15 protein-coding genes and 2 riboswitches are annotated in these 19,029 nt (G+C 43.4%); of the genes, 6 read left to right on the top strand and 9 right to left on the bottom strand.

What is annotated here, in order from left to right:
• The first annotated feature begins 149 nt into the window (after positions 1-149).
• Both JKM87_RS00495 and JKM87_RS00490 read left to right on the top strand, forming a co-directional pair.
• Positions 150-1,211, top strand: coding sequence for a S8 family peptidase (locus JKM87_RS00495; RefSeq protein WP_202076669.1), 1,062 nt, complete (start codon positions 150-152; stop codon positions 1,209-1,211).
• Positions 1,212-1,449: 238 nt separating this feature from the next.
• Positions 1,450-1,797 carry a hypothetical protein gene (locus JKM87_RS00490; RefSeq protein ID WP_202076667.1) on the top strand — a complete coding sequence of 116 codons (348 nt, stop codon included), beginning with the start codon at positions 1,450-1,452 and terminating at the stop codon, positions 1,795-1,797.
• 10 nt (positions 1,798-1,807) lie between these two features.
• Here JKM87_RS00490 and JKM87_RS00485 read toward each other — a convergent pair whose 3' ends face one another.
• The 5 genes from JKM87_RS00485 to JKM87_RS00465 all read right to left on the bottom strand — a co-directional run bounded on the left by JKM87_RS00485 (position 1,808) and on the right by JKM87_RS00465 (position 8,351).
• Positions 1,808-2,737 (bottom strand): patatin-like phospholipase family protein, encoded by a 930-nt coding sequence (locus JKM87_RS00485; protein ID WP_202076666.1) that lies wholly within the window; start codon positions 2,735-2,737, stop codon positions 1,808-1,810.
• Between the two features lie 166 nt (positions 2,738-2,903).
• On the bottom strand, positions 2,904-3,347 hold the full coding sequence (mntR, locus tag JKM87_RS00480; RefSeq protein ID WP_202076665.1) for a transcriptional regulator MntR: 444 nt from the start codon (positions 3,345-3,347) through the stop codon (positions 2,904-2,906).
• A gap of 81 nt (positions 3,348-3,428) precedes the next feature.
• Entirely contained in the window at positions 3,429-4,454 is a 1,026-nt protein-coding gene (gene splB / locus JKM87_RS00475) for a spore photoproduct lyase (RefSeq protein WP_202077979.1), read from the bottom strand.
• A gap of 328 nt (positions 4,455-4,782) precedes the next feature.
• Entirely contained in the window at positions 4,783-5,508 is a 726-nt protein-coding gene (locus JKM87_RS00470) for a cytochrome c biogenesis CcdA family protein (protein ID WP_202076664.1), read from the bottom strand.
• Positions 5,509-5,783: 275 nt separating this feature from the next.
• Positions 5,784-8,351, bottom strand: coding sequence for a vitamin B12-dependent ribonucleotide reductase (locus tag JKM87_RS00465; protein WP_202076663.1), 2,568 nt, complete (start codon positions 8,349-8,351; stop codon positions 5,784-5,786).
• 441 nt (positions 8,352-8,792) lie between these two features.
• On the opposite strand from JKM87_RS00465, the gene dat reads away from it, so the two are divergent.
• Positions 8,793-9,635, top strand: coding sequence for a D-amino-acid transaminase (gene dat / locus JKM87_RS00460; protein WP_202076662.1), 843 nt, complete (start codon positions 8,793-8,795; stop codon positions 9,633-9,635).
• Between the two features lie 179 nt (positions 9,636-9,814).
• On the opposite strand, the gene JKM87_RS00455 is transcribed toward dat, so the two are convergent.
• The 4 genes from JKM87_RS00455 to gcvT form a co-directional block, all read right to left on the bottom strand.
• Positions 9,815-10,645, bottom strand: a complete 831-nt coding sequence (locus tag JKM87_RS00455; RefSeq protein ID WP_202077976.1) for a lipoate--protein ligase family protein — start codon at positions 10,643-10,645, stop codon at positions 9,815-9,817.
• An 84-nt stretch (positions 10,646-10,729) separates the two neighbouring features.
• Positions 10,730-12,199: an aminomethyl-transferring glycine dehydrogenase subunit GcvPB gene (gene gcvPB / locus JKM87_RS00450; RefSeq protein ID WP_202076661.1), complete on the bottom strand. Its 1,470-nt coding sequence runs from the start codon at positions 12,197-12,199 to the stop codon at positions 10,730-10,732.
• Positions 12,192-13,541 carry an aminomethyl-transferring glycine dehydrogenase subunit GcvPA gene (gene gcvPA, locus JKM87_RS00445; protein ID WP_202076660.1) on the bottom strand — a complete coding sequence of 450 codons (1,350 nt, stop codon included), beginning with the start codon at positions 13,539-13,541 and terminating at the stop codon, positions 12,192-12,194. Before gcvPA ends, gcvPB begins: the two co-directional genes overlap by 8 nt.
• Before the next feature lie 115 nt (positions 13,542-13,656).
• On the bottom strand, positions 13,657-14,757 hold the full coding sequence (gcvT, locus tag JKM87_RS00440) for a glycine cleavage system aminomethyltransferase GcvT (RefSeq protein ID WP_202076659.1): 1,101 nt from the start codon (positions 14,755-14,757) through the stop codon (positions 13,657-13,659).
• Between the two features lie 106 nt (positions 14,758-14,863).
• A riboswitch (glycine riboswitch) is annotated at positions 14,864-14,961 on the bottom strand.
• Positions 14,962-14,964: 3 nt separating this feature from the next.
• Positions 14,965-15,075: riboswitch (glycine riboswitch) on the bottom strand.
• A 205-nt stretch (positions 15,076-15,280) separates the two neighbouring features.
• On the opposite strand from gcvT, the gene JKM87_RS00435 reads away from it, so the two are divergent.
• The 3 genes from JKM87_RS00435 (at position 15,281) to JKM87_RS00425 (ending at position 19,022) form a co-directional block, all read left to right on the top strand.
• Positions 15,281-16,951, top strand: coding sequence for a DEAD/DEAH box helicase (locus JKM87_RS00435; RefSeq protein ID WP_202077975.1), 1,671 nt, complete (start codon positions 15,281-15,283; stop codon positions 16,949-16,951).
• Positions 16,948-17,757 (top strand): YqhG family protein, encoded by an 810-nt coding sequence (locus JKM87_RS00430; RefSeq protein WP_202076658.1) that lies wholly within the window; start codon positions 16,948-16,950, stop codon positions 17,755-17,757. The genes JKM87_RS00435 and JKM87_RS00430 overlap by 4 nt, the downstream gene beginning before the upstream one ends.
• A 263-nt stretch (positions 17,758-18,020) precedes the next feature.
• Positions 18,021-19,022 carry a hypothetical protein gene (locus tag JKM87_RS00425; RefSeq protein ID WP_202076656.1) on the top strand — a complete coding sequence of 334 codons (1,002 nt, stop codon included), beginning with the start codon at positions 18,021-18,023 and terminating at the stop codon, positions 19,020-19,022.
• Positions 19,023-19,029 lie beyond the last annotated feature (7 nt).

Here is a 19,029-nt window from a genome sequence, read left to right as displayed (position 1 = left end):
TTCCCCCTTCATGACTTGTACGTATAGTATGTGCAGCCTTAGTCTTCCCCATGAGCGAAACAATGAATTCTACATTTTTTCAACACATTTGCAACATTTAGGCGCTTTGCTCATACATATGAAGAAAATAGATACGAAGGGGAATTCGCATGGCTAAATATATCGTACAATTAAGAGATGAAGGTCAGTTGCAAAACTGTTCTGAGCTCCTACAGGACCAACAAAAACATTTTCAAGAGCTCACCAGTTTGGGTGCTTTAACCGTTAATGCCGATAACCGGCAAGAAATATATCACTTACTTCGATCCTCTAGCCAAATACAACGTATTACTGAAGATATTGAAGTCAAATTAATTGAAGATGAAACGATTGAAACCCAGTTACGCCCCTCTCTCCCATGGGGAATCAAACATATTGGCGCTTCTTTTTCTTACATTCCGCAACGCTACTCCCGTCCTAAAGTCGGTATATTAGACACTGGGCTAAGTCTCCACCCTCGTTTCAATGTACGCGGCCAGTATGTCAATTTCACTGATGAGCGTAGTCCGATTGACTCTAACGGACATGGTACACATATCGCTGGGACAATAGGTGGGTTCAGTCGTCAACGAAGTCAGTCATTCCATGGTGTCTATCCACAACTCGCCCTCTATTCCATTAAGGCTTTCAATAAGGATGGATCAGCAAGTCTATCCTCTATACTAAGTGGGATTGATTGGGCCATCCGACAGAATATCCGTATCCTTAATATGAGCTTTGGTCTTGATGATCACATTCCTGCACTGCATGATGCTGTTAGAAGAGCTGCTGCAAACGATATTGTCATGGTTGCGGCAAGTGGGAACAAGGGAACGCCTACTGTGAGCTTTCCAGCTCAGTACCCTGAAGTGATTGCAGTCGGTTCCATCAACCGAGATGCTGAAGTCTCTTCTTTTTCTCAGTACGGAAACAGTCTAGATCTCCTCGCACCTGGTGAAGAGATTGTCTCTACTTGGATTCAGAAGTCATATCGAAGTATCTCAGGGACATCTATGGCATGTGGGCATGTTTCAGGCGCAGCGGCAATCGTACTGGCACTAAAACCTGAATTTACAGCACAGGAAGTGAAAGATATACTCTTCGAGCAAGCTCAGGAACTTTCTACACCTTCATACTTAAGACAAGGAAATGGTGTGATCTCAGTACGTCATATTGTCTCTGCACTTCGCTAGGAATAACGTTAAACGATAACCAATATAAAGAGTCTCATATCAATTCCAAAGTAGTATGAGGGACCTATTCATGTTACAATTAGTAACTACAGATAGAACAAGCAGAAGTATCAATGTCACCTTTTTAGGGCATGCTAATAATTGACATGTGACAAAAGAAAAAATGACTTACAAAGACCAAAGACCTAAGGGTAAAACCCACGATGGCTTAGATATTATTTCAAAGGTGGTGTCCAGGGTGCGAAACAAATACCAGATCCCTTTCCTAATATTGATGGGATTAGCACTGTATGGCTTCATACTTCAGCTTACCACCCAGCCATTGCGCCTTGTATATGACTTGCTCTTCTTTGTCGCCATTGCTGGGATTGTGTGGGTCATTTATATTGTCTGGTTTAGATCAAAAAAACCGAAAATACGCTACTCCAAAACACAACAAAGATATTCACCCAAAAGCCAATCTAAAATGATTCCCTTCAGGTCAAAGGGGCCACGAGCCCAAGGCAAAAGTAAACGGTATAAAAAACATACTTTTACCGTCATCGAAGGAAACAAAGGAAAAAAGAAAAAACCGTTCTCCTCTTGAGGCTAACGCCCTATGAAGAACGGTTTTCTTTATTTTTAAAACGATAATTTTCTATATATGCTGTAAAATCCCATTGGTCAAAGAACGCACTTGTTTCCTCTCGCCCTAATGCGATGAGCTTCTTCTTATCTTCATATGAAATACGAAAGTCTGTCGCTTTGACGTCACTCACGGGAATGAAGATGGATCTTGCGGCGTCACGCTGATTGATATACCGACGATCGTGTGCCTCCATCATGGTCGAGAATATGGCCAATAGCAACGAGATAGGCCCTCTTATTTTGATTGGCTTCTCTTCATCCGCCCCTCTTAGCCTATATCCAAACGTTGGCCAACGAGGCGATGTCACAGAATCAAAGATCCAGATGGGGTAATTACTTAGAATAACACCATCTACAATATAGGCGTTACTGCTTTTTTGCTTTATGATGTTAGGCTGAAAAAAGAATGGTATAGAGCTACTCATTCGTACAGCACGACTAATGGGAAAATCTCCAGGTTCTATGCCATAGCGTGGGAGATCATCCGGCAGTAACATGATACGGCCATTGGATAAGTCGGAAGCCACAATTTTCAATTTACCTTCAGGTAAATCGGAAAATGTATGCACACCTTTCTCGTTCAACAATTTGTTCATCCATTGGTCGAAGTCATTTAGTGCGTATATACCGTTTTTACGGAGTATGTTAAGTACCAATCCTATTAATGGAATCTTTCCAACAGCAGTTAGTTCTAAAAACATTCTGAAGTCAAGGTCCAGGAAGATTTCTTCTAACTCTTTTCCTGTATAACCGGCGGCTAACAGACTACCTACGATCGATCCCGCAGAAGTCCCAGCAATCTGGTTAAACGAATACCCACGTGCTTCCGTTTCTTGGATGGCACCAATGGCCGCTACGCCTTTCACCCCTCCACCTTCAAATATCGCATCACATTTCACATGCGTTCGCCTCCCTTTTTGATCCTACATGGTGATACGCCTACCAATCGTGGTGCGCCTTAACTTAATTTCTCTACTCCTTTATCTCACATATGTACTCATACAACCTATTCAAAAACTTGTAAAAAAATGCAGAAAAGCACCGGAATATCCGATGCTTTTCGAACTATATTTTATCCTTTGTTTTATCTTCTTTTTCGTCTTCTTCCTTCAAGGCAAGTAACCCTTCTAATGACGTTGGTTCGTTTTTAAAATATTCTACAAGATATTCAATACACGTAATGGAGTCCGTGCTGAGGTGATGTTCTATCCCCTCAACATCCTTATAGATATTTTCCTCATTTACACCTATCATCGTTAAAAACTCTTCTAAAAGCGTGTGGCGATCCACCAGACGCTTCCCAATTTTTTTCCCCTTGGGTGTTAAAATAAGGCCACGATATTTTTCATAAACCAAATACTTTCCTTGATCGAGTTTTTGAACCATTTTCGTGACTGACGAGGGATGGACCTGTAAGGCATCTGCGATGTCAGACACTCGAGCATATCCCTTCTCCTCTATAAGTGAGTAGATCTGTTCTAGATAATCCTCCATACTTGGTGTCGGCATCGATCCCATCCCCCCATAAAACTCTACATACCCTTATTTGCACTAAGATGATACACCATTTTAGAGTCCTAGACAAGGCTTTTACGTAAAATATTCAATTTTCGCTTCAGGAAATGCCTGTTTGATTAAATCTTGAACATACTCGCGTAATTCTTGTGCTTCATCGTTCTGATAGACGTATTTCCCACGTCCATAACGGCCCCATTTGTACTTGCGTTGTTCTTCGTCCATTTCAAGTTTTGTTTTAGGATAGCGGTCTAATATCACGCGTTTCGCTGTTTTGGTAAAGCGGTGCATGATAAGCTCGAACGTCAGGTCTTTACGTGCATCTGCTATGAGCTCTTTATCTAATCGTTCAAACAGCTCTGTATAGCCTTCCTTCCAGCCATCGAAGCGAATTAATGGCGCGAGAATAAATCCTAAGGGATAATTTGCTTTTGCCACTTTTCCCGCTGCGGTAATCCTATCTTGGAAACTTGATGTTGCCGGCTCAAAATTTTTTATGACGTAATCTGCGTTGAGACTAAATCTAAAGCGAGTGTGACCATTATGTTGCGCCTGAAGTAAATGATCCACGTGATGATACTTGGTCACAAAGCGCAGTCTTCCGTATTTTTGTTGTCCCATGAACTCAATCGCTTTATATAATGATTGGGTAATGTGGTCAAACCCAACAGGATCTGAGGTACATGCCGCTTCGAATCGTGTCAACTCCGGGGCACGTTCGTCAATATATTTCTTAGCCTGCTCAAATATGTCATCCAGATTAACATACGTACGAACATAGGGCTTAGCGCCGAGTGTGGTCTGTAGATAACAATAATGACAATGCCCCATACAGCCTGTGGCTAAAGGGATAGCGTACTCCGCCGACGGTTTAGACGTATCGAATTTCAGTGTTTTACGCACCCCGACAACAAAGGTCCGCTTAGCGTTACGATATGCAGCCGTGGGTGTATCACCCGGTATCCCGCGCACTTGGTTGTGCGACGTTGTCATTTGAATCGGGACGTCTTGTTCTTTGAAGCGTTCCATTAATTCCTGGCCTAATGGATACTCTAAGGCCCTTGGTTCAAAAAACACATAGTCCGGTTCAAAGGCTGGCATGGGCTTCGGCTTTCTTTTTTTGCGAGGCTTTTGGCCATTATTGGTTTGCTGTGTCTTTTCATCTTTTTGCGTTGTGGCTTGTTCTCCTTGTTCTAGATCTTGCTTCCTCTGTGGATCTTTTGTTGGTGTTGCCATTACTTCACCCCTTTTAATGTTGATTAAAAACGGGCATTTTCCTGTATTTCTATTTTGAGCAAAGAACGCGAAGTCATGACGCACAATATCTGTCATTGTGCAACAACTGCCCTTTCTTGCGCATACAAAAAAAAGAATGGCCTCCTTTATCGGGGCCATCCTTTTTAAATTGAAAAATTTAGCTTTTCTCGTCTTACCCTAATCTTTGGAGCCACGTTCCTTCAATCAGTCGATTAATCCATATATAGATGTCGATCATGCGGTCTGTATACAGAAGAATCCCCATGATAATCATGACCCCACCACCGATTTTCATAATCAGATCACTGTATTTAATAATCCATTTCGTTGAACTAATAAAAAATGAAAGCAAAAAGAATGGCAGGGCGAATCCTAATATAAACATAATCATATAGTTTGTTGCGCTGGCTGGATCTTGTAGGGATAACGAGAGGATTACGGTTAAAATTGGCCCTATACACGGTGTCCAACCTGCCGCGAACCCCATTCCAATAAATATTGATCCTATATACCCCACTGGTCTTTTTGTCCACTGCAAACGATGTTCTCTCATTAAAAAGTCGACCTTAAAAACCCCGAGTAGAAAAAGCCCCATAATAAATATCAGTACTCCACTTATCTGTTGAATCAGGGTTTGGTAAGTCTGAAAGTACACACCGATAAAGCTAGCACTCCAAGCTAAAGTCATGTATATGGTGGAGACACCCAACAGGAACAATATACTGTGTACCATCATCTGCAAACGGATTTTACCCGTGTGGTTAATTTTAATATCCGTTACTGATACGCCAGTAATGTAAGACAGATATGCAGGGTATAAAGGTAAGGTACAGGGCGAAATAAAAGATAAAACACCTGCAGCGAAAGCGATCCATATCGTAATATCAGCTGGATCCATGACGTATGCCCCCTTTTTATATATGAATCGACGACGTTTTTTAAAATGCTTTTACTGCACACGACGTAGACGTATGTAAGCTGTGACTCATGTCCCCATCTCTAGTAACATTGTACACGAAGAACCTGAAATTCAGAAATATAAAAGGTGACAATTATATGGACACCATACATTGATACAGGATCGGAGTAGGGAAGGTATAGGAACTCAAAAAGGAAGAGAGTCATGAGCAGTAACTCTGCTCATCCTCTCTTCCTTTTATTTTTGTCTCTGGCTTATAGGCCGCACTTCAGCTGAGCGTTACAGTTTGTGCACGTGTTACAGCCACCAACATCCTCAACGATCCCTTTACGGCAGATCGGACACGTTTCTCCCACTTCCGTACCGTACGTCACGTTCGTTGATTGTAACTCTGGGATCGTATCTAAGACGTATTGTTTTGGCTGTTCTTCAATCTCCCAGCTCTCAAATAGGCTGTCCGTTTGATTCACGTCGTTTTCTTCAGCCGTTAGGGTAAGCACTTGCGCGTCTCTAGACCCATCCACATAGACAGTACCGCCTTTTGCTCCACCACGATGGAGGCGTTCGTAGACCGCTTGGACCTGTTGAACTGAGTAGCCCTTCGGTGCATTAACGGTCTTACTCAGAGAACTATCCACCCATTTCTGAATGATACACTGTGTATCGGCATGCTGTTCAGGTGTCAGCTCCATCGTTGAGATAAACCATTCCGGTAAATCGTTCGCGTCGACCTGTGGGTGACGCTCTAGATACTCTTGAACGATATCTGCCTTAACCTCGATAAATTTACCTAGACGTCCAGATCGATAATATGTGAAGGAGAAATAAGGCTCAAGCCCCGTGGATACACCGACCATCGTTCCTGTTGATCCTGTTGGCGCCACCGTTAAAAGATGTGAATTGCGGATACCATGGGTTAAAATGTCTTGTCTAATATCCTCAGGCATCTTTTGCATATATCCCGTGTTAATAAATCTTTGACGGCGTTCTTGCTTATCTTCTTCTGTCTCACCGTCTAAGAATGGAAAGCTTCCCTTTTCCTTTGCGAGTGCAACTGATTCACGATATGCAGTTGTCGCCATCGTTTCGAATATCTTGTCCACTAAAGCATTCCCTTCAGGCGAGCCGTATACTTTCTCCTCGTAGATAAGCGCATCATGTAAGCCCATCACACCAAGACCTACACGACGTTCACCCTTTGCTTGATGTGTGTTCTCCTCGAGGAAGTATGGTGTGGCATCAATGACGTTATCTTGCATGCGGACGCCTACTCTCACAGTCTGCTTTAACTTCTCAAAATCAAATGTTTTGGTTTCTTTGTCCACCATTTCTGCTAAGTTGACGGCAGCAAGGTTACATACAGAGTAAGGTGCAAGCGGCTGTTCCCCACAAGGATTCGTGGCCACAACCTTCTGGCCGTAAGCCTTGGCATTCGTCATGTCATTAGCATTATCTATAAAAAAGATGCCCGGTTCGGCAGAATAAGTAGCACAGATGTTGATTAAGTTCCAAAGCTCCTTGGCCTTCATACGCTTATAAACTCGACTCTTAAACCCTTTTGCCTCCCATTCGCGAACATCTCCACACGCCTGCCATTCTTGGTTATATATCTCCATCTCTTCTGGCGTGTAGTTCTCAATATCTGGGAAACGCAATTCATATTCAGCGTCTCGTTCAACGGCGTCCATAAATTCGGAAGATAAGCAAACAGAGATATTAGCCCCAGTTAAAAACTCAGGGTTGTTCACTTCATATGTTCCTCCGTCCGCCAACTTCTGCTCTGCCTCTTCCACAATCTGTTTTGAGAAAGGGGAATCCGTTCCTTCACGGTTCATCCTCATAATCTGCTCATACATGTCTCTTTCCGTACCGGTTAAAGGTATGAATTTTAATTTATCTTTAGCGAGCTTTTTGATTTTAGGATCATTCGTTTTATCTACGATAAAGCGGAGCACTTTAGGATTTTGCATTTTAGATATAATAAATTCAATAATGTCCGGATGCCAGTCAGCAAGCATAATCATCTGTGCTCCGCGACGGGAACCTCCTTGTTCAACCAAGTGTGTGAGCTTGGCTATATCATCTAACCAAGAGACGGACCCACTAGATTTTCCGTTGACACCCTTACATAATGAACCTCTTGGGCGTAACGTTGATCCGTTTGTGCCTACTCCGCCACCGCGACTCATAATTTCCATCACTTTTTTACGGTGATCGGCAATACCTCCTCTAGAATCATGCGGGTACGGCATAACATAACAATTGAAGAAAGTAACGTCTGTACCAGCCCCTGCGCCATAAAGGACACGACCTGCTGGAACAAAATTCATATGTACTAACTCATGATAGAATTCTTCAAAAGCGCGCTTGCGATCAGCTTCAATTTGTTCAACTGCAGACAGTCCTGTGGCCACTCTCGCCGCAATTTGCTCATAAAAAATCTCCAGTGGTTTCTCAATGACATCGATCGTCACCTCAACGACACCACTTTCAGCTTCCGCAGGATCTTCAATCACACCTTGGAAAGCCTCGTCCACTTTAACTTTAGCTGTTTTTTGCTCTTCGTTCAGCTCTTGGAGAAAACCGTATCCCCGAGCTGGAAATTTAGGATCATCTTTAATTGTTAAGACAACAAAATCTCCAACTTTTAATGTCTTCTTTTCTATATCTTTAAAGGCGTACCGATCTAGCATCACGAGCCTAGATACCCCTTCTAATTGGCGATTCATACCGGGCTGAATGGGATGTACCTGCGGAAATACCTTAATATCTTCATTTAGTTGAGCAATGTTTAACTCATCCTGAACAAGTGTTGTGCCCACACAATCTCCCCCTTTTTCAAATTAAAAAATGGCCAAACATGCTTCACGTTCATCATGGCTTGTCCATTGTGTTCTAAAACGATCAGATATAGGCTGCGTTTTTAGACATGTATCATAACTGTGAATGAGTATACTTTATCATAATCTGATGGTTATAACAATATATTGTATTAAAGTTTTTTTAGAGCACTACATATTGCGTTTTTGAACAAATCTTTCCCACCTCGTCAACTTAAAAATTCTCCGATTTTTGCGCTGAGACATCGTATCCTCTTCCTATCTCATTTTTTTTATTGAATTTACTTTTTTTCGTGACTTGCCAAAAACGACCCCCATAAAACCTTGCGATTCAATACATTTTTCTTTTTAAAAAAGAAGATTTATCTATTTTTTTCATGTAAAATAGAACAAAATTTAGTCACATCAAATGGAGGTTTTGACATGACCTGGATCTACCATAACGGTGAATTTAAATCACGGGACACCATACATGTTGATATCGAAGACAGAGGGTATCAGTTTGGTGATGGAATTTATGAGGTTTTCCGCATTTATGACCAGCAATTATTCGAGGTTGATGCTCATCTACAACGTCTAGAACGCAGTGCAAATGAAATTAAGATGCATCTTCCCGTTAGCAGAGATACCTTGGCACGTGATATGCACGAATTGGTACAACGAAATGACATACTAAACGGGATCGTTTACTTACAAGTGACGAGAGGAGTGGCTGCCAGGTATCATGGTTTCCCTTCCTCGGATGTCCCCACTCAAATGGTGGCTTATGTTAAAAACATGCCAAGGCCCACAGAAGACATGCAACAGGGTGTAAATGCTATCTTAATAGACGATAGCCGTTGGTTACGTTGCGACATTAAGAGCCTTAATTTACTAGGCAATGTTTTAGCGAAACAAACCGCTTCTGAACACGGCGCTTTTGAAGCGATCCAACACCGAGACGGTACGGTCACTGAAGGGAGCTCGTCTAACGTATTCATGATTCAAAATGGCAAGGTATACACTCACCCCGCCACTAATCTCATCTTGAATGGCATCACGCGTCTAAAAGTGCTTAAACTTTGTCAGCAACTTCAACTCGAGGTGTATGAAAAAAGCTTCAGCACAGAAGAGATTTTAGATGCTGATGAAGTTTTTATCACCAGTACGACGAGTGAGATTATGCCCATAAAACGCGTGAATGACCAGGATATAGGACCTGGTATCCCAGGCCCTCTTACGGTCAAACTACAAGAAGCGTTTGAAAAAGAAATACAGGCTGTCTAGAGATAGCCTGTTTTCAAATCCCCTTTTACTGTTAAGTCTCCACGAAAAGGATGAATCATTGAAACATGTCAGTTTCATTTTTTTGACGCAATAGCTATCCTAACGCGCTTGATCCCCGGCGTCAAGATAAAAGACGCACACGGCCCTAGTAAAATGTCATCAAACGATAAAAGATCATGTTATCTTCTGTGATTCCACTCTTCTTGCGTGTATTTATTTAATATGAGATGCCTGCTCAGTTCTCGCTCGTACAGGGTGAGATCTTCTTTTCGCAAAGATTGTTGTAACGTATGCTCAAAACCGGTATAAAAAGCGTCTTGTAGACCTTGAATCGTAACAGGCTGGGTTCTTAATGCGTTGATAGCGACGGCTTTATCTTTGAAACCTTCCTTCATCCGCTGCTTCACTTTGTCACTTGGGAAGCGACACACGTCAAAGAGCATATCTAGATTAAAGGATAAAGGAATAGACCCGTGTTGTAGCACAACGCCTTTTTGTCTCGTTTGGGCGCTCCCTGCCACCTTACGCCCTTCAACGATAAGCTCATACCAGGATGACGCATCGAAGCATACGGCAGATCTGTTTTGTTTGATATGGCGTGGTTGGGCAGCTTGATCAGGTATAGCGAATGAAGCCTCAAGTCCTAATGCCTTAAAACCATGCAGCAAGGCTTCACCGATCAGTCTATAAGCTTCAATCACTGACGTGGGCATATGTTTCTCAGATATCATTACACTATAAGTCAGTTCGTCATCATGGAGAACGGCTCGACCACCCGTCATCCTTCTCACTAGCCCTAGATTGTAAGACTTAATCTGATCGAGGTCAATCTCTTTATGTAGTTTTTGAAAATATCCTATGGACACACTGGCTGGTTGCCAAGTATAGAAACGTATCGTTGGTGGAACGAGGCCTTCACTATGGGCCATGAGTATCGCTTCATCTATAGCCATGTTAGTGGCAGCGTCTTGTTTACCTGTGTCTATGAAACGCCAATTAATCTCTTTCATATACTCACCTGTTATCATAATGGAAGTGATTGATGTCATTTGAAAAGGTAGACCTATCATGGCCTACCTTCTCAGTCTATCATGCTAAGCGTCTCTGTCCCAACGTAAAACGGGTTTTCTCGCTGCAGTGACCTCGTCAAGGCGACCTACAACGGTTGTATGAGGCGCATCTTGTACTTTTTCAGCGTCCTCTTCAGCTTCTGTTGCAATTTTTATCATAACGTTAATAAACTCATCAAGGGTTTCTTTCGTTTCTGTTTCCGTAGGTTCAACCATCAGACACTCTTCTACGATTAATGGGAAATAAATCGTTGGTGGATGATAACCGAAGTCTAATAAACGTTTTGCGATATCTAATGTTCTGACGCCTAGTTTCTTCTGACGTTTGCCTGATAAAACGAACTCGTGCTTACAATGTTGTTTGAATGGGACGTCATAATGGTTCTCTAGCTTACGCAGCATATAATTGGCATTTAAGACGGCCTGCTCAGAAACCTGACGTAATCCCTCTCCTCCCATCGTTCGGATATACGTGTAGGCACGAACGAGTATCCCGAAGTTACCATAGAATGCCTTCACTCGACCGATAGACTCTGGACGATCATGGTCGAACGTATAGCGGTCGTTTTCCTTCCGTAAAACCGGCTTAGGTAAGAATGGGATCAGTGCCTGCTTCACACCAACGGGCCCTGCGCCTGGTCCCCCACCGCCATGTGGCGTGGTGAATGTTTTATGCAAGTTAAGGTGTACGACGTCAAAGCCCATATCACCAGGGCGCGCGATACCTAAAATGGCGTTCGCATTTGCACCATCGTAGTATAGGAGGCCGCCCGCTTCATGAACAATCTGTGCGATCTCAGTAATCTCTTCTTCAAATAACCCTAACGTATTCGGATTTGTGAGCATGAGCGCTGCTGTATCTGCGCCCACCGCTTCACGGAGCGCATCAAGGTCTACTAGCCCTTTTTCGTTAGAAGCGACCGTTATCGTTTCAAGACCTGCAACAGACGCACTGGCCGGATTTGTGCCGTGTGCTGAGTCTGGGATTATGACCTTGGTACGTTGCTCCCCTTCGCCTCGCGATTCATGATATTTGCGAATCATCATTAATCCAGACCATTCACCTTGTGCCCCAGCTGCGGGTTGTAATGTCACTTCATCCATCCCCGTTATTTCCTTGAGGTCTTCTTGTAGATAGTAGAGCACTTCTAGGGCGCCCTGCACACTTTCTTCAGGCTGGTACGGGTGAATACGAGAAAAACCAGGATACCTGGCAACGTCTTCATTGATCTTTGGATTATATTTCATCGTACAGGAACCGAGAGGGTAAAACCCACTATCGACACCATGATTACGTGTTGATAACGCTGTATAGTGACGCATGAGTTGGAGCTCTGACACCTCAGGTAACTCTGCAGGTGTCTCACGAAGTAGTTCGGGCGGGATCACATCAGTGACATCCGTTTCCGGCACGTCATTTTGCGGTAAACTGTGCGCTATACGCCCTTCTTTACTCATTTCAAAAATGAGTGCCTTCTCATTGCTGTTAGACATGAAGGATCGCCTCCAATTCCTGTACAAATTGGTCAATCATGTTTTTCGTTTTCATTTCCGTTACGGCAATCAGCATGTGATTTTCCATATCTGGATAATCTCGACCGAGGTCGTAGCCACCTATCATTTTTTTATCAAGTAGCGCGAGATTGACATCTTCCACTGATCGATTAAGTTTAATGACAAACTCATTGAAAAATGGCTGATCATAAGGAATCTCCACCCCGTTAATGCCTTGCAATTGCTTTTTAGCGTACTGCGCTTTTTGGATGTTTTGCATGGCCATTTCCTGCACACCATTTTTACCTAAGGCTGTCATGGCCACCGAAGCTGCAATCGCGTTTAAAGCCTGGTTAGAGCAGATGTTAGAAGTCGCTTTTTCACGGCGGATATGCTGTTCACGGGCTTGAAGCGTTAATACAAATCCTCTTTGACCTGTGTCATCTTTCGTTTGCCCCACTAAACGACCCGGAATTTTACGCATCAATTTCTTTCTCACTGCGAAGTAGCCGCAATGGGGTCCACCGTATGCTGTAGGGATGCCAAACGGCTGTGCATCGCCAACCACAACGTCCGCACCGAACGCACCTGGGGGCTGTAATGTACCCAAGGCTAGCGGATTAGCACTGACGACCATTAATCCCTTGTGTTTATGGGCAATTCGTTCTACTTGTGCTAGATCCTCTAGGTGCCCAAAGAAATTCGGATACTGAACGAGAACCGCTGCCGTCTCTTCATCAGCCGCTTGATCTAGAGCAACAAGGTCCGTTACGCCAGCTCGAACGGGTACTTCTACTACATCTAAGCCCAAACCTTGAGCTGAAGTGTGGATGATCGCTCGTGCTTCAGGGTGTACAGCTTCAGAAACGACGATTTTTTTCTGCTTGCCGATCCCGGAGGCCATCGCTGCCGCTTCGGCTAAGGCCGTTGGGCCATCGTACATAGAGGAGTTGGCGACGTCCATGCCCGTCAGCTCACATATCATCGTTTGGAACTCGAATATGGCCTGAAGCTCCCCTTGGCTGATTTCCGGCTGATATGGCGTATAAGCCGTATAGAATTCTGAACGGGAGATCACATGATTCACAACACTAGGGATGTAATGATCATAGGCGCCTGCCCCTAAGAAGGACGTGAACGTCAACGTATCAGCATTCTTGTTAGCGAGCTGCATCATATAACGTGTCAATGCTGTTTCATCTAAAGCGGATATATTCATTTCTCCGTTGTAACGAATATCTTTAGGAATATCGTCAAATAAGTCTTCTATTGAAGAGACGCCGATGTCTTCTAACATCTCTCGTTGATCGACGTCTGTCATTGGTAGATAACGATGCTTCATCCATAACCCCTCCTCTTTGTCTGCTTGCGACGGTCTCTCTCACCGTGGCAAAAGGTTAACCTATGGCTTGCTCAGGGCTTTCTGTCATTAGCATGACAGTAACCCGTTTCAAAGGTTACTTCTGTCTTTTATAAAATGGTGTCTGTACCACTTGGGCCTTAACTTGTTTGTTTCGAATATGCACAGATACTTCTTGCCCTATCTCTGTGTATGCTTGATCTAAGAGCGCATGGCCTACGTTTTTTTTCAGCGTTGGAGATTGAGTCCCTGAAGTGACTGTTCCTATTTGATTATCTTCCACGTACACGGGGTAACCGTGACGAGGGATACCACGTTCAATCATCTCAATACCCACTAGTTTTCTTGGTGCACCATTCGTTTTCTGTTCTTTTAATACATCCTTACCGATAAAGTCTTCCGATTTGTTCGTTTTGACAGCGAAGCCGAGTCCCGCTTCAATCGGTGAGATATCGGCTGTTATCTCTTGCCCATATAACGGTAGTTTAGCTTCAAAACGCAACGTATCTCTTGCCCCTAAACCACATGGGATAACCCCTTTGTCTTCACCCGCTTTGAGAATCTCTTCCCATAGGTGGGGCGCATCTTCCGGTGCCACGTAAATTTCAAACCCATCTTCACCGGTGTAACCGGTACGTGACATGAGAACATTGACATCGGCTAATTGAACATGATCTTTGAACTTAAAGAATGTAATGGCGCTCAGGTCTTCGTCCGTTAACTGTTGTAAGACGTCTACTGCTACAGGACCCTGCATGGCCACCTGTGCGTATTGATGAGAGACATCTTCTACTTCCACATCACCTTCAACATGCTTCTGTAGCCACTCAACGTCTTTGTCAATATTCGCCGCGTTGATGACGATTAAGTAATCATGGTCTGCTTTTTTGTACAGAATGAGATCATCCACTGTCCCTCCGTCTGGGTAGCACATAATCGTGTACTGTGCTTTACCATCCACGAGTTTTGACACGTCGTTGGTGAGCATCTTCTGTAGGTAGCTAAAAGCGTCAGGTCCTTTTACTGCAACCTCACCCATGTGCGAGACGTCAAACAACCCTGCTGTTGTACGGACAGCATGGTGTTCTTCCTTGATACTAGAAAACTGTACAGGTAGCTCCCAGCCGCCAAAGTCAACCGTTTTGGCCCCGTATGTTTCATAAACCGGATACAGAGGAGTACGCTTTAATTCTGCCATTCTTACACCTCCAAATAGGATGAATATATGTATTCACTTAGCTTTTTAATGGTCAAAATCAAGACAAAAGAAAAGGACAGACGTATACATTGTATCCAAGTGTATACTCTGTCCGTTGTACCTGAGAGTTACCCCTATGAAGCAATGACTGTCAACAGTAGGGTTTCCCCTTTGGTGGCCTCTTTAAGGAGGCGCTCTCCAGAGGTGCGTCCTGTAAGAGTCTTTTTGCCTGAGAGATTCACCCCTTATGAGGGCTTGCTCCTTCGGCGCTACGATAAGGTATGGATGGCCTTTCGCAGTCTCTCCCCTTACAATCATTCGCCCGTATTCAATTTACTTTTCTTGACCATACTAGACATTAAACGTCAAATTTTTCACAGTTCTATCCTATCATTATTCTCTTGCGATTTCCACTTCTTTTTAAGCGCATGAAGCCCAGGCCGAACAGAAGACAAAAACTTTGAATAAAGGGTGTGTTAGCGTGAATATTCCAGTGCATTTTAATCACGAGTGGTTACCTGAAATGCAGCATAAAATAAAAAACGATGGCCCCTGGGATAAACAAGCGTTATTTGATCTCGCTTTACAGGCAGAAAAAAGCTTAATGATCTCGGATTTCGACACGCTCGAATGTCTTCGTCATCTCCCTCAGTTAGAGCCGTTCCCCCATCAGGTTGAAGCGGCTAAAAAAGTGATCACGGACATGCATGGCAAAGCAATATTGGCCGATGAAGTAGGACTCGGAAAAACGATAGAGGCTGGCCTGATCTTAAAAGAGTATATGGTGCGTGGACTCGTAAAGAAAGCCTTAATCTTAGTCCCTGCCTCACTGGTCATACAGTGGACAAGGGAGCTGACACAAAAGTTTGCCATCCCAGCTATGGCACAAAAAAAAGAATACATGTGGAAGCAGTACGACATTCTAGTGGCTTCAATGGATACGGCTAAGCGACCTCCGCATCGCGATCATGTACTAGAGCAGGACTACGACATGATCATCGTGGATGAAGCTCATAAATTAAAGAATAGCAAATCTAAAAACTACGAATTCATGAACCAATTGAAAAAGAAATATTGCTTACTCTTAACGGCCACGCCGGTACAGAACGAGATACAAGAGCTATTTAATCTCGTCTCTCTACTTCGCCCAGGCATATTGGGGAACACAGCTTCCTTCAGTAAAAACTATGTCAAAGGTAAAAGAGAGTCTAAGAACAACGAGCAACTGCATGCCCTGTTGGAAAAAGTCATGATTCGCAACATGCGTAAGGATGGGGACATTGCCTTCACGAAACGCTATGTGAATAATATCCAGCTCGACTTATCTGAGCCTGAACGTAAACTTTACAATGCAGTGACCTCGTTTGTACGAGAAAAATATAAACAAACTAACGGGGCTAGCAACGCCTTTTCTTTAATTACGTTACAAAGGGAAATTTGTAGCAGTCGCGAAGCCACGTTCCTCACGCTCTATCAAATGTATCAGAAGAGTGCGCCAGACTCACCCATGAGACAAAAAATATGGGACTTAATGAGCTTGATTAAAGCCATCAATACACACTCTAAGGCTGAAAAAATGATGGAATTGATTAAGCAGATTGACGATAAAGTCATTGTTTTCACTGGTTATCGTGCGACGCAGGACTATTTACAAAGAGTCCTATATGAAAATGGCATTACGTCTGTCCCATTCAGAGGGGGATTCAAACGTAATAAAAAAGATTGGATGACAGAATTATTCCAGCAAAGAGCTCAAGTCCTGATCGCCACTGAGGCTGGTGGAGAGGGCATTAACTTGCAGTTCTGCAACCACATTATCAATTATGACATGCCCTGGAACCCCATGCGCGTGGAGCAACGTATCGGTAGAATACACCGCTTAGGCCAAAATCGAGACGTGCATATATACAACCTGTCCACCAAAGGGACGATTGAAGAATATATACTATTTCTTCTTTATGAGAAAATTAATCTCTTTGAGATGGTCATTGGAGAGCTGGACGAAATTATCGACAAGATGAAGCTCAAGCACTCCATCGAAGATAGCCTAACGGATATCTTTTTAGAGTCTGATTCAAACAAAGAGGTTGAAATTAAGCTAGAAAACTTTACACAGTATATCCAGAGCATTCAAGAGGATGTCAAACAAAGCAAAACGGATCAAGGGGATCGAGGGGAGTTATCGTTACCATGAATCAATCAGAGATGTACACTTATATCGAGCGCTTTTTCCGTGAAACAGGATGTACGATTCTAGAACAGGACCCGACTTATATCCGGGCACAGCTTACGGTGGATGTAGACAAAGAAATTACCAACCGTCCTTATTATTGGATGTTTGTAGAGAAAACGGGCGCCGAACCTCAACCACAGCAACTGACCTTCGTACTAGACGATGAAAATGTACCCGATCACGTGCGCGGTGAACTGATTAAGTTCGGTTGCTGGCGTCTACACCAAATCTTTCAATCAGCGAAGAAGAACGGTAGCTTCATTCGCTTGTACGAAGTTGTTGATCAATCGAGGCGTACACAAGGGCTGATTCCCTGGTTGTTCATCAATTATCGCATTTCCTTTATCAGCGACCAAAAAAAAGATATTTATTATCCCTTAGGTTTTAATTTATTTAACGGAGAAATGATGACTCAGTTTGACAAAGCAATAGAACATTACGCGTTATCTCCAAAGATTCCTGATTATCATTTCACGCTACGGCCCATCTTCTCCTTAAACTCTGCTATTCAACGCATTGAAGACCATATTAACGACTTTTTAGAGAGCCAGGATACGACATGGGCCGAAGAAGCGAATAAGCGTCTTGATGAAGAGCGTGGGCTGATTACTTCTTTCTTTGAAAATGCTAGTGAAGAGACACGCGCGACTCTAGATACGAGATTAGAGGAGGTAGAATATTACCGTCCACGGATAGAAGTGAACCCGATAAATGTCGGCTACATCTACCTCCAAACCCACCCAATAACGATGTTTCGAGAAAACTAGTGCTAAATAGTGTAATCTCACCCGACATGGAGTTACAAGAAATTGAACATAAACGCGATACAATGAGCATACACTGGTAAGTTAAACAGACAACAGCCATGTGTTCTTGCCAGTACTTTGTTTTTCTCCCCCTCCTGTCATGCGCCCCCTGTCCTACCCTATTCAGCTGTGATACAGCTATGATGCGTGACAGGAGTTTTTTGTTTTTTAGCGCATTGTTTTTAACGTATGAAAGATTGAAATGAGAAGGAGTGACGGAACTCATGATGAGCCAACCACGCTTTGCCATCAGTTTTTTTATAGGCATTCTCATTCTAGGTATCATCTTCGTCCCCCACGCTGTTGTATCACAGACCGTTGACGAAGAAGATCAAGTAGGGATAGAGGAGCCAGTCACCACTGAAGAAACAGCGCCATTCATTCAAGACACTCATACAGTTCAAGGACCTTGGGAGGATAGATTTGAACAACAAGTTAAGGAGTGGATTGATCAGATCGCCCATCAAGATGAGCAGTTTACGAGCTGGAAGCAGGCAAATTGGGATTCGTACCCAATGGGGCCAGGGAGTCGCCAATGGGTCGTACTGTTGGTGAATAAAGGTCAGGAAGTTGGTTATCTGATCGTCGGACAAGCAGATGACGATCATCATGAATTTGTCTTAATGGAATACGGTCAACAATACCAACAGTCACTCCAAGGTTGGTTAGAAGAGCCTTACGAATCTTCAGGGCCTATCCTTTATGCTGGGCTGTTTTGGGGATATGAGGTAGATAACGTCCTACATGATTTCTTCACGCATGAGGCTTATGAACATATTGAAACGGATATCGTTGTGGATAAACCAAAGGGCGCTAAGGTTGACCTTTTACAGAAGGTACACCGTGTGGACAAAGACCAAGGGACTAGTATGGCTAAAATATCGGGTTCCGTAAGCGATATAAACGGCTCCCCAATGGATGAAGTTGACAAAGAGGACTTATCACAGCATGACATACACCATACGGTCACCGATGCCGCTATATTTGATGCAACGATTAATACGGTGACTTATTTAGACACTTATATCCTACCTCAAGTTAGAGCGATATATGATGTCGTTGGCTTTCATGTTTGGGAAAAAGGGACGCCCCATCTGGACCAGGGTCCCACTCACTTAAAAGAGAGAACGGAACAGCCTATGACGTTATTCGTTGGTTTAGAGGATGCAGGTATTCGCTACTTAGGGTTACAGTATCTTACGTCCATTGAGACTGATACTAAATAAGGTCAAG

The organism is Caldalkalibacillus salinus, from assembly GCF_016745835.1.
Taxonomy (GTDB): Bacteria; Bacillota; Bacilli; order Caldalkalibacillales; family JCM-10596; genus Caldalkalibacillus_A; species Caldalkalibacillus_A salinus.
Note: the sequence above shows the minus strand (reverse complement) of the source record. Positions and strands in the feature narration are given on the sequence as shown.

Excerpts from the sequence above, each read along its gene's own strand:
- gcvPB (WP_202076661.1), bottom strand. The coding sequence starts at position 12,199 with ATGTCTAACAGCAATGAGAAGGCACTCATTTTTGAAATGAGTAAAGAA.
- JKM87_RS00425 (WP_202076656.1), top strand. The coding sequence starts at position 18,021 with ATGATGAGCCAACCACGCTTTGCCATCAGTTTTTTTATAGGCATTCTC.
- JKM87_RS00470 (WP_202076664.1), bottom strand. The coding sequence starts at position 5,508 with ATGGATCCAGCTGATATTACGATATGGATCGCTTTCGCTGCAGGTGTT.
- gcvT (WP_202076659.1), bottom strand. The coding sequence starts at position 14,757 with ATGGCAGAATTAAAGCGTACTCCTCTGTATCCGGTTTATGAAACATAC.
- dat (WP_202076662.1), top strand. The coding sequence starts at position 8,793 with ATGACCTGGATCTACCATAACGGTGAATTTAAATCACGGGACACCATA.
- gcvPA (WP_202076660.1), bottom strand. The coding sequence starts at position 13,541 with ATGAAGCATCGTTATCTACCAATGACAGACGTCGATCAACGAGAGATG.
- JKM87_RS00435 (WP_202077975.1), top strand. The coding sequence starts at position 15,281 with ATGCAGCATAAAATAAAAAACGATGGCCCCTGGGATAAACAAGCGTTA.
- JKM87_RS00430 (WP_202076658.1), top strand. The coding sequence starts at position 16,948 with ATGAATCAATCAGAGATGTACACTTATATCGAGCGCTTTTTCCGTGAA.
- mntR (WP_202076665.1), bottom strand. The coding sequence starts at position 3,347 with ATGCCGACACCAAGTATGGAGGATTATCTAGAACAGATCTACTCACTT.
- splB (WP_202077979.1), bottom strand. The coding sequence starts at position 4,454 with ATGCCAGCCTTTGAACCGGACTATGTGTTTTTTGAACCAAGGGCCTTA.
- JKM87_RS00455 (WP_202077976.1), bottom strand. The coding sequence starts at position 10,645 with ATGAAAGAGATTAATTGGCGTTTCATAGACACAGGTAAACAAGACGCT.
- JKM87_RS00495 (WP_202076669.1), top strand. The coding sequence starts at position 150 with ATGGCTAAATATATCGTACAATTAAGAGATGAAGGTCAGTTGCAAAAC.